The sequence below is a fragment of the Kocuria sp. ZOR0020 genome, assembly GCF_000800955.1.
GTDB lineage: Bacteria > Actinomycetota > Actinomycetes > Actinomycetales > Micrococcaceae > Kocuria > Kocuria subflava.
Genome location: NZ_JROX01000094.1, coordinates 1 through 9,554 on the forward strand (window position 1 = coordinate 1; position 9,554 = coordinate 9,554).

10 protein-coding genes are annotated in these 9,554 nt (G+C 66.2%); 5 read left to right on the top strand and 5 right to left on the bottom strand.

The features are described from left to right. The coding region (locus L979_RS06455) for a YafY family protein (protein ID WP_047690646.1) at positions 1–822 on the bottom strand (822 nt) is incomplete at its 3' end. 61 nt (positions 823–883) lie between these two features. On the opposite strand from L979_RS06455, the gene L979_RS06460 reads away from it, so the two are divergent. Genes L979_RS06460 through L979_RS06470 form a run of 3 tightly spaced genes read left to right on the top strand, consistent with a single transcriptional unit; the run spans position 884 to position 3,525 of the window. Next, a complete protein-coding gene (locus L979_RS06460) occupies positions 884–2,356 on the top strand; it encodes an MFS transporter (protein WP_047690659.1) in 1,473 nt (490 codons plus the stop codon). A 42-nt stretch (positions 2,357–2,398) separates the two neighbouring features. After that, the gene (locus L979_RS14525; protein WP_197052088.1) at positions 2,399–2,971 is read left to right on the top strand and encodes an SRPBCC domain-containing protein; all 573 of its coding nucleotides are present in this window, start codon (positions 2,399–2,401) and stop codon (positions 2,969–2,971) included. Continuing rightward, positions 2,968–3,525, top strand: a complete 558-nt coding sequence (locus L979_RS06470) for a hypothetical protein (protein WP_047690648.1) — start codon at positions 2,968–2,970, stop codon at positions 3,523–3,525. Before L979_RS14525 ends, L979_RS06470 begins: the two co-directional genes overlap by 4 nt. 135 nt (positions 3,526–3,660) lie before the next feature. Here the strand turns inward: L979_RS06470 and L979_RS06475 are convergent, their stop codons facing one another. Next, positions 3,661–5,388, bottom strand: a complete 1,728-nt coding sequence (locus tag L979_RS06475; RefSeq protein ID WP_047690663.1) for a glycoside hydrolase family 13 protein — start codon at positions 5,386–5,388, stop codon at positions 3,661–3,663. Between the two features lie 385 nt (positions 5,389–5,773). Here L979_RS06475 and L979_RS06480 point away from each other — a divergent pair, with 385 nt between their 5' ends. Beyond that, complete coding sequence (locus L979_RS06480; protein WP_047690651.1) at positions 5,774–6,139, top strand: hypothetical protein; 366 nt, start codon at positions 5,774–5,776, stop codon at positions 6,137–6,139. A 191-nt stretch (positions 6,140–6,330) separates the two neighbouring features. Here the strand turns inward: L979_RS06480 and L979_RS14530 are convergent, their stop codons facing one another. After that, positions 6,331–7,032 carry a LysM domain-containing protein gene (locus L979_RS14530; protein WP_052209601.1) on the bottom strand — a complete coding sequence of 234 codons (702 nt, stop codon included), beginning with the start codon at positions 7,030–7,032 and terminating at the stop codon, positions 6,331–6,333. A 207-nt stretch (positions 7,033–7,239) separates the two neighbouring features. On the opposite strand from L979_RS14530, the gene L979_RS06495 reads away from it, so the two are divergent. Continuing rightward, positions 7,240–8,322, top strand: a complete 1,083-nt coding sequence (locus L979_RS06495) for a cytochrome P450 (RefSeq protein ID WP_081993939.1) — start codon at positions 7,240–7,242, stop codon at positions 8,320–8,322. A 34-nt stretch (positions 8,323–8,356) separates the two neighbouring features. Here the strand turns inward: L979_RS06495 and L979_RS06500 are convergent, their stop codons facing one another. Continuing rightward, entirely contained in the window at positions 8,357–9,178 is an 822-nt protein-coding gene (locus L979_RS06500; RefSeq protein ID WP_047690653.1) for a response regulator transcription factor, read from the bottom strand. Continuing rightward, positions 9,166–9,554, bottom strand: a 389-nt coding sequence (locus tag L979_RS16245; protein WP_047690656.1) for an ATP-binding protein, incomplete at its 5' end; no start/stop codon positions are given. The genes L979_RS06500 and L979_RS16245, both read right to left, overlap by 13 nt.

A 9,554-nucleotide genomic window follows, 5' to 3' on the forward strand; every position in this document is an offset into this window, starting at 1 on the left:
CACGGAACCTCCGGGCGCCCACCGAGCCACAACACCTGCCGGGAGGTCGACGGTGGCGGACCCGACGCACTGCCACTGACCGGCGGTGTCCCCACGGTCGGGGTTCTGCACCACCAACCGCGTCAGATCCTCCTGCGTCAGGGCATGCCGGGCGAATGGCCTCCCCATCGACGACTTCGACCGGAGGCGGTCAACCCTGTAGGTGTGCCACGAGTTGTCCCTGTGCTGCCGGGCGATCAAGTACCAGCGCCCGGCCCACACCACCAGGTGGTGCGGTTCGACCTCCACCGGGAGCGAGGGCCCGGCGTCGCGCCTGGAATCCTCTGGTTCCCGCGGATCCGCGTAGGTGAACCGCAAAGTTCTGGACCGGCGGATCGCGGAACCGACGATCTGCAGAGTCTCCACGTCCAGTGGCGGGGCGGAGAACTCCCAGTAGTTGCGAAGACTCGTGACCTCAAAGGCTTCACTCGCTGCACGCAGACGGGCCGGCATCACCTTTCTCATGGTCGACAACGCCCGGGTGACAGCGTCATCAATCCCGCTGACCGTGGCAGGGGCCGTCTGCAGCGCCAAAGCGATGGCAATCGCCTGGTCGTCGTCGAGAACAAGCGGGGGCAACTTGGCACCGTGACCGAGGCGGTATCCGCCGCCGGGGCCCTTGAGCGCGTTGACGGGGTAACCAAGCTTTCGCAGCGTGTCGATGTCCCGTCGCAACGTTCGGGATGACACCCCCAGCCGGTCGGCGAGCTCGCCGCCGGGCCACTCCACGCGGGCCTCGAGCAGAGACAGCAGACGCAGGATGCGGGCAGAGGTGTCGGCCATGGTCGAAGACTGCCAGACAAAGCGGTCAGTCCGTGACCGCCACCGGTGTGACCGTGAGGCCATGACTTCAACAACACCCCATTCAGTTCCATCCGACCAACAGACCGTTTCGGGCCGCGCGGCCGCGCTGGCGCTCGTGGTCGTGCTGTTCGCCTCCTTCATGGATCTCCTCGACGTCACGATCGTCACCGTCGCCGCACCCGAGATCGCCACCGACCTCGGCGCCTCACAGGCACAGCTGCAGTGGATGCTCGCGGCCTACACACTCGCACTCGGGTCTGGTCTCATCACGGGTGGCCGGGTCGGTGACGACTACGGCCGCCGCAAGGTGTTCCTGCTGTCGCTGTCAGGATTCGCCCTGGCCTCGGCGGCCTGTGCGCTCGCGCCCTCGGCCGGTGTCCTGATCGCGGTACGTGCCATCCAGGGGCTCACCGGCGGTTTCATGGTTCCGCAGGTCTTCGGCATCATCCGGTCCTCGTTCGACCCCGCCGCGATGGCCAAGGCTTTCGGCGCCTACGGAGCGGTGCAGGGCCTGGCGTCCGTGGCCGGTCCTCTCATCGGTGGGGCCCTGGTCGATGCGGACCTCTGGGGGCTGGGCTGGCGCACCATCTTCTGGATCAACGTCCCCGTCGCCGTGGTCGCGCTCCTTGTGGGGTTACGCGTCCTTCCGGAGTCCAAGGGAGCCACCCGAGAGCAACTGGACCTGGCCGGGGCAGTCCTGGCCGCCTTGGGAGTGGTGCTCGTTCTCCTGCCCTTGGTTCAAGGGCGGGACTGGGGTTGGCCGATCTGGGGTTGGGCCCTGTGCGCGGGCGGAATCGGCATCCTGGGAATCTTCTTGACCTATGAACGATCCGTGGCCCGAAGCGGCGGTCAACCTGTGCTGGACCCGGCCTTGCTCAGGGGCCGGCCCTTCGCTGCCGGTCTTGTTGCTGCATCGCTGTTCTTCGGCGGGCTGGCCTCGTTCTTCCTGATGCTGTCGATCTACCTGCAGGCCGGGACCGGTCGCTCGGCCTGGGAAACCGGGTTGGTGATTCTCCCGTACGCCGTCGGATCCATGGTGACCTCCGGAGGCGGTGTGGCCCTCGCGAGCAAGGCCGGGCGGACCTTGATCATCAGCGGCTCCCTGATCCTGGCTGTGTCCCAGGGTCTGTTGTGGTGGCTTCTTCACGACGGCGGCACGCCGGGGTACTGGGCACTGGCCGGTGTCATGTTCATCGGTGGACTCGGGCTGGGTCTGGGGGCACCCATCCTGGTCAGCGTGGTCCTTGCCGGCGTACCGGGCAGACACGCCAGTGCCGCCGGCGGAGCACTGGCCACGGTCAACCAGATCGGTGGGTCCGTCGGCGTCGCACTGCTGGGAACGGTCTTTTTCGCCGCGCTCACACCCGCCGGCACCACCGCTTCGCAGTCGTCTCCGGGTGAGTTGTTCGGTCATGCGCTCGCACAGGTCATGCCGTGGCAGATGGCCATCTACGTCTTGGCTGCAGTGATGATGCTCGCCCTGCCCAGGACGGTGGGCACTCACGGAGAGTGAAGAGTCGAGTCGCCATGCTGGACCACATCTATGCTGACGCACATGAACGCAGACCAGACTCTCGAGCCGGCCCCCGCACAGACTCATGTCCTGGCCGCTGTGCAGGCCCATGACGCGCTTCCCGAAACCCGCCTCCTGGATGGCGAGCCGTCGACGGTCGTCGCGCTCTCCCGTGTGCTGGCCTGCACCCCGGAACGTGCCTGGGAACTGTTGACCACACCCGAGGGTTTGGCTGCCTGGTCCCCGTGCGTTCCGGACCGCCCGTTGGACTCCCCCGGCCCGGCGCCGCTCAAGGAGAACCCTGAGGACGACGCCGTCGACGGAACCGTCGAGGTCGCAGAGTCCCCCGCGCGGTTGGTCCAACGCTGGGGGCCGGAGCACCTTGACTGGCGGCTGGCCCCTATGGATCAGGGCACGCAGCTGGACCCGGTCATGCACTGCATCTCCGATGAGATGGCGGCGGCCTGCGGCGCCGGCTGGCACGTGTGTCTTGCCGTCCTGGAAGTGCTGGCCCGCGGCGAGAACGCCGAACGGGTGGTGGGGTACGACGCCTTCGCCTACGGCTGGGCGGGCATGAATGCCTCCTACGGCGCAGCCCTGGGGCAGTCGGCATGAGCGGGCGCGGAGCCACTCCCGGCCGGGCCGCTGCGATCGCCCAGGCCACGGGCGTCGCATGGGACGAATGGGCAGAAGTCCTGGACTCGGCGGGTGGGGTGGACCTGCCCCACAAGACACTGGCCGAGACCGCGTACGCAGCCATGCCGTCGTCGGTGGAGAACGCCGGGTGGTGGGCACAGTCCGTGGCCGTGGCCTACGAGCAGTGGATCGGGCGCCGCGTGCCGGGCCAGGCGCACGACGGCACGTTCCAGGTCTCGGCCACCAGAACCGTCCCCGGGAGCATGGAGGAGGTCTTCGACCGCTGGTGCCGGCTGGTCGGGGAACCGGCCGAGCTCGACGGGCTCGCCGTCACGGACGGTCCGCGGACCTCGGGCACGGACAAGCGCCTGCACTGGGGCGTGACTCTGGCCGACGGGAGCCGAGGCAACGTGGACGTCAGCCCCAAAGGCGCGGACAAGGTTCTGGTGGCCGCGTCCCAGGTCAACCTGAGTAACCCTGACGAGGTGGAGCGCTGGCGCTCCTTGTGGAAGCAACAGCTCAAACACCTCTGACCGGCAGTCGCTGCTACCCCCGCTGCCCACCGACCGCCCCTCACTCCCGAGTGTCTGAGTTGAACCGTTCGGCAGGCCTGAAAAAGGCCGAACTCAGACACTCGGCAGCAATTGGACCGGGCTGGGGAGGCCGGCTCAGCGCCGGAGCCAGACCGTGGTCTCCCCCGGCAAGGCGTGACCTTCCAGGGGCTGACTGCTGATCACGACGTCGCCGCCCTCCGGCAGCTGCACCGGCTCTGTTCCAAAGTTGGTCACCGACTCCCAACCACCGGGGCGCACCAGGTGCACCACGTCGCCGCCGTTGAGCGCACCCCACTCCAGCTCCTCGGCTGACTGGAGCTCACGGCGTGCAGCCAGCGCGGACCGGTAGAGGTTCAGAGTTGACTCCTGGTCCCCGGACTCCACATCCACGGCGTGCTCCGCAAACCATCCCGGCTGCGGCAGATGTGCTCGGCCACCAAAGCCGTAATCGTCCGCCGACTTCTCCCACGGCAACGGCACCCGGCACCCGTCCCTGCCTTGGTCCTTGCCGGGATTCCGGAAGAACGAGGGGTCCTGGCGTTCGTCGTCGTTGATCTCAACAACTTCGTACAACCCCAGCTCGGAGCCCTGGTAGATGTACGCAGATCCGGGCAGGGCCAAAACCAGCAGTTCAGCGGCCCGTGCGCGGCGCAGTCCGCGAGCGCGATCCAGCAGGTCCTCCGGGGAGCCCAGCAGCAGCCACTTCTTGGCGGCCACGCTCAGGTCGGTGCCACCGGAGGGCGTCAACGGACGTTCGTCGAGTCGTTCCAACAGCGCGTCCAGGTCCAGGCCGTAGCGGGTGGGGTGACGCACGACATCGTGATTGGACAGCACCCATGTGCTCGATGCCCCGCTGCGCCGGGCCTCGTCCAGGTTCTTGGTGACGGCCGTTCGGAAGTTCTCCGCGGTGAATGGGACCTCCAGCAGGTCAAAGCTGAAGGCCTGCCCCAGCCCGTCCGGGCTGGCGTAACGGGCCAACCGGTCCGGATGCACCCAGGCCTCCGCCACTGCGGTGCGTGGGGGATCGTATTCGTTAAATGCCGCCCGCCACTCGGCGTAGATCTCATGCACCTCGTCGCGGTCCCAAAAGGGGTGAGCGCCGAACTCCTGGAACTCGTTGGGCAGCGCGTGGGTGTCCACCAGCTCCTCACCCAGGTCCTTGGCCAGGGCATGGGCGACGTCAATCCGGAAACCGTCCACTCCCCGGTCCGCCCAGAACCGGATGGTGTCCAGAAACGCCTGATGGACATCCGGGTGGTCCCAGTTCCAGTCGGGCTGTTCACTGGCAAAGATGTGCATGTACCACTGACCAGGGGTGCCATCGGGTTCGCTCACCCGCGTCCAGGCAGGCCCACCGAACAAGGACTGCCAATCGGACGGCGGCAGCTGGCCGTGCTCCCCCTTGCCCTCACGGAAGATGTATCGCTCACGTTCCGGTGAGCCCGGTCCTGCCGCCAGCGCTTCCTGGAACCACCGGTGCAGGTTGGAGCTGTGGTTGGGCACGATGTCCACCACCACCTTGATCCGGTGATCGTGCAGGGCAGCCACCATGGCATCAAAGTCTTCGAGGGTGCCCAGGCGGGGGTCAACGTTGCGGTAGTCGTCGACGTCGTAGCCACCGTCCGCCAACTGGGACGGGTAGAAGGGGCTCAGCCACACCGCATCCACTCCGAGCTCTGCCAGGTAGTCCGCCTTGGCAGTCACACCCTGGATGTCACCCAGCCCGTCCCCGTTGGCGTCGTGGAAGCTGCGGGGATAGATCTGGTACACCACCGCCTGCCGCCACCAGTCCTTGCAGTTGAACAGCTCAGCGCGGGCGTGCTGCTCAGTCTGGCCGGACAGCTCGGTGTGGTCGGACTGCTCTGGACGGTCGGATTGGCTCTGACCAGCCTGTTCGGCTGCGGCACACGTTGCATCGGGTGCAGTCACAGGTGAGCTCCTCATGTGTGGTGGCAATTCACGACGACGACACCCCGAAGACTTCGGGGTGTCCCACCAGGCTATGGGGCAGATACACGCAGGTGCCAGCCGTGACAGTGTGCAGCCGCGGCGCAGGTGATCCCGATTACACAACCCCCTGGCGTTCCAACCTGCATAGACAGCAGGCTGTTTATCGGGTTGTTGATGGTGCGCCCGCTTGAAGGTCCACCATCTTGGACCCCGGGACACAGGAAAGCTCAAGCGTTGCCGGCCAATCACCGTCCATGCACGACGAAAGGCCGACACGATGAACAAGAAGCAGCTCCGTTTGGCACCGATCGCACTGGCAGCAGGCCTCGGCCTGGCTCTGGCCGGTTGCGACAACGGCACAGAAACCACCACCGACACCGAAACCACTGCACCTGCCGAGCAGTCCCCTGAGCAGACCCAGGAGGGCACCACTCAGGAAGGCACCCAGGGCACCCAGGAAGGTACTGAGGGCACTCAAGACGACCAGATGGGTCAGACGCCGGCCCCCGGTGAAGGTGGCGTTCCCGGCGGTGAGGCCGGACAGGGTGAGGGCACTGACGGCGGCGCTGGTGGCACCGGCGACGGCGTGGGGGAGGACACCGGCACAGGCAACGACGCTGAAGGCGATGCAGCCAACAACTGATTCACCTCGCACGTGAACGGGGCCGGGACGAACATCAAGTTCGCCCCGGCCCCGTTGTTTATGCCAGCGCACGACCTACCGCGCATGACCGTGTGTGCATGACCTCCTGCGCTTGGCGTACTGAGCACAGCTGCCCGTCTACTGACCAGAAAGAACTCCACCGGTCAGGACACGGAGGTCACCACCCGACGTCAGCCGCCGTACGGAGGAATGGTGATGGACTCTCCGGCCACAATCACGTCCCGGGAGGACAGATCGGAGTTGGCGTTGACGATCTCATCCACTGAAACCCCGGAGCGTTCCGCAATGGACCCCAGGGTGTCCCCGGCCTGCACAGTGTAGTCACCAGCAGGAATGGACCCGCCGGCAGAGCCACCCACACCGTTGGAACCATTTGCACCGTTGGAACCTGCACTGCCGTTGGAACCTGCAGCGTCATTGCTGCCACCTGCGCCGCTGGAGTCACCGCCGGCAGCACCATCCGTGGTGCCGGTGACCTCAGAACCGGTACCTGCGGAGCCGTCCGATCCAGCCGACCCGTCAGCGCCGGAACCCTCAGCACCGGTGCCTGCCGCACCTGCACCGTCAGCGCCAGAGCCATCAGTCCCAGAGCCGTCAGCTCCCGCGCCACCGGTGGCTCCATCCGTTGCGCCGTTGGTCATCTCAGCACTTGTACCGTCAGTTGCGTTACCCGTGGCGCCATCAGTTGCCGAGCCACCGGTCGCACCGTTCGTCGCACCATCGGTGGCGCCGGTGGTGGCTTCTGCCGTTGCTGTGGTTTCGGTGGCTGTGGCATCACCGCTGGCGTCGTCGTTGCCGCCGCAACCGGCCAGAGCCAGACCCAGGCCTGCCGCCAGGGCAATCGGTGCGAGTCGAAGGGTTTTGCGTTCCATGGTCTCGACCTTTCGTCGTGGGATTCCACCGATTCGTGTCACCGCGGCCCCTGACCCCTGCATGACGAACCGGCTCTGGACTGCCGTCCTCGGCCCACCCTAGATGTCATGTGCAAATATGACGCGCACCACAGTTGAACGGAGATGGTGTGTCTTCTGAGGCAACCTTGCTGGTCAACGGCTCGCGGACGGGCATACGGTCAAGGTATGACCACAGCCGCCGAGCGTTCCGACCTCCCCTCAGCCACCACAGACCTCCACGGAACCGTGACGGTTCACGGGCATGCCGCAGCCGTTGACGTGGCGCAGGATCCACAAACTTTCTCCAATGCGGTCTCCCGCCACCTGCAGGTCCCGAACGGTCTGGACGGTGCCGAGCACCAGCGCTACAGGTCTTTGATCGAGCGCTACTTCACCCCGGAGGCCATGGCTGAGTTCGAACCGGTGTGCAGGGCCACCGCGCAGCGCATTGCCGCGGAATTGCCCCTGGGCGAATCCGTGGACGCGGTGGAGGCGCTGGGCATGAGGTTCGCCGTGGAGGCCCAGTCGGCCTGGTTGGGCTGGCCGTCCGGCCTTGCTGACATCTTGGTGGCGTGGGTCCGGGAGAACCAGGCCGCCACCCGCTCCGGGGACCCCACCCGCACCAAGACGGTGGCACAGGATTTTGACCGCATCATCCACGGTTTGATCCAGCCCCGCCGGGATTCGGACGGCACCGCGGACGTCACGGATCAGCTCATTCACGACGACGCCGCAGGTCACCTCTCTGATGAACAGATCGTGTCCATTCTGCGCAACTGGACGGGTGGTGACCTGGCCTCCATTGCGCAGTGCACCGGAGTGATCCTGCATCACCTGGCCCGCAACCCCCGGATCAGTCAGCGCATCACCCAGGGAGCATCAGATGCAGAGGTGGACGCCATCCTGGAGGAGTTCCTGCGGATCGATGACCCGTTCGTCTTCAACCGGCGGGTGGCCACGCGCAAGACTGAGATTGCCGGGTGCCCGGTGGAAGCCGGACAACGAGTGGTCATCAACTGGGCGGATGCCAACCGTGACGCCCGAGTCTTTGCCGACCCGGATGCCTTTGACCCCCACGGCAATGCTGAGGCCAATCTGGTCTACGGGATAGGTCCGCACGTCTGCCCGGGACGTCCGCTGGCCCGCCTTGAACTGCGCGAATTGACGCGTGCGGTCCTGGCCGCGGGAACTCCCGAACCAGCTGGGGAATCCGTCCGGGAGGAGCCACCCATGGGTGGTTTCCGCACTGTTCCGGTGATCCTGCGCTGAGACAATCCAGCTGACAGGCCTCACGTGAGGGGCATCAGCGGGAGCCGTGTTCCAGCACGATGATGGCCACCTGCACCCGGTTGGTCACATCCAACTTGGTGAAGATCCTGGCCACGTGCGTTTTGACCGTGGTGATGGACAGGAACATCTCCTCGGCAATCTCCGTGTTGGTCAACCCACGCGCCACGGCATCGGCAATCTCGCGTTCACGGTCACTGAGAACATCCAGCGGGTTGGGTCCTGCAGGGGCATTAGTCGTCTTGCTCTCCGGGGTGGCCAAGGCAGCCAGTGCGGATGGGGCGGCAGCTGACCCCGGTTCCCCTGCACCGGGAGCTTCCACACCGGGGCGCCGGCCGTGTGCAGTGGCCACAGCGATCAGGCGGGAGAGCACCGACGGCGAAACACTCGAGGTCCCCGCGGCCGCATCCTGCACCGCCTGAACCAGCTGACGCGGAGGGGTGTCCTTCAACAGGAAACCCACGGCCCCGGACTCCAAGGCATCCAGGATGAAAGCATCCGTGTCAAAAGCGGTGAGCATCAGCACCTGCGGCGGCTGTTCCACGGCGCGCACGCCCCGGCAGCCTTCAATGCCGTCAGCCCCTGGCATACGAATGTCCATCAGCACCACATCCGGCTGTAACGCCTGGACCTGCTGGAGCGCTTCATGACCGTTGCCGGCCTCCCCCACCACGGTGATGTTCTCCGCACCATCCAGGATCAGGCGCAGACCGGCCCGCATGAGGACCTCGTCATCCACCAGCAACACACGAATCTGTCCGGCGGAGTCCTCCGGAGAGTTCATGGCGGAGTTGTGGGTGGGCTCGGGATTCTGGCCCGGGTGGTTCAGTTGCGGCATGGGACGGTGGCCTCCAGTCGGAAAGCATCCTGGGATGTGGTGGTTCTGACGTTACCGCCCAGGGCGCGGGCACGTTCATCCAAACCGATCAAGCCGAAACCAGAGCTCTGCCCCATGGCCTTGGCCCGGCCCTTGGGAGCCGTCAGCGGGTTGGTCACGGTCAATTCCACCTGATCTTCCGTACCACCCCACTTGATGTCCACGGGGGCACCCGGAGCATGCTTGACCGCATTGGTCAGCGCCTCCTGCACCATGCGGTACAAGGTCCTGGAGGTGGTGTCCGGGATCTGCTCCAGCCCGGACCGCTGCACGGTGTTGGTCACCTGGACACCGGTGGCCCGCACCTGTGCCAGGAGGCTGTCCACCTGGGTCAGAT

Coding starts and splice junctions, on each gene's coding strand:
- L979_RS06460 (WP_047690659.1), top strand. CDS start 884: ATGACTTCAACAACACCCCATTCAGTTCCATCCGACCAACAGACCGTT.
- L979_RS14525 (WP_197052088.1), top strand. CDS start 2,399: ATGAACGCAGACCAGACTCTCGAGCCGGCCCCCGCACAGACTCATGTC.
- L979_RS06470 (WP_047690648.1), top strand. CDS start 2,968: ATGAGCGGGCGCGGAGCCACTCCCGGCCGGGCCGCTGCGATCGCCCAG.
- L979_RS06480 (WP_047690651.1), top strand. CDS start 5,774: ATGAACAAGAAGCAGCTCCGTTTGGCACCGATCGCACTGGCAGCAGGC.
- L979_RS14530 (WP_052209601.1), bottom strand. CDS start 7,032: ATGGAACGCAAAACCCTTCGACTCGCACCGATTGCCCTGGCGGCAGGC.
- L979_RS06495 (WP_081993939.1), top strand. CDS start 7,240: ATGACCACAGCCGCCGAGCGTTCCGACCTCCCCTCAGCCACCACAGAC.
- L979_RS06500 (WP_047690653.1), bottom strand. CDS start 9,178: ATGCCGCAACTGAACCACCCGGGCCAGAATCCCGAGCCCACCCACAAC.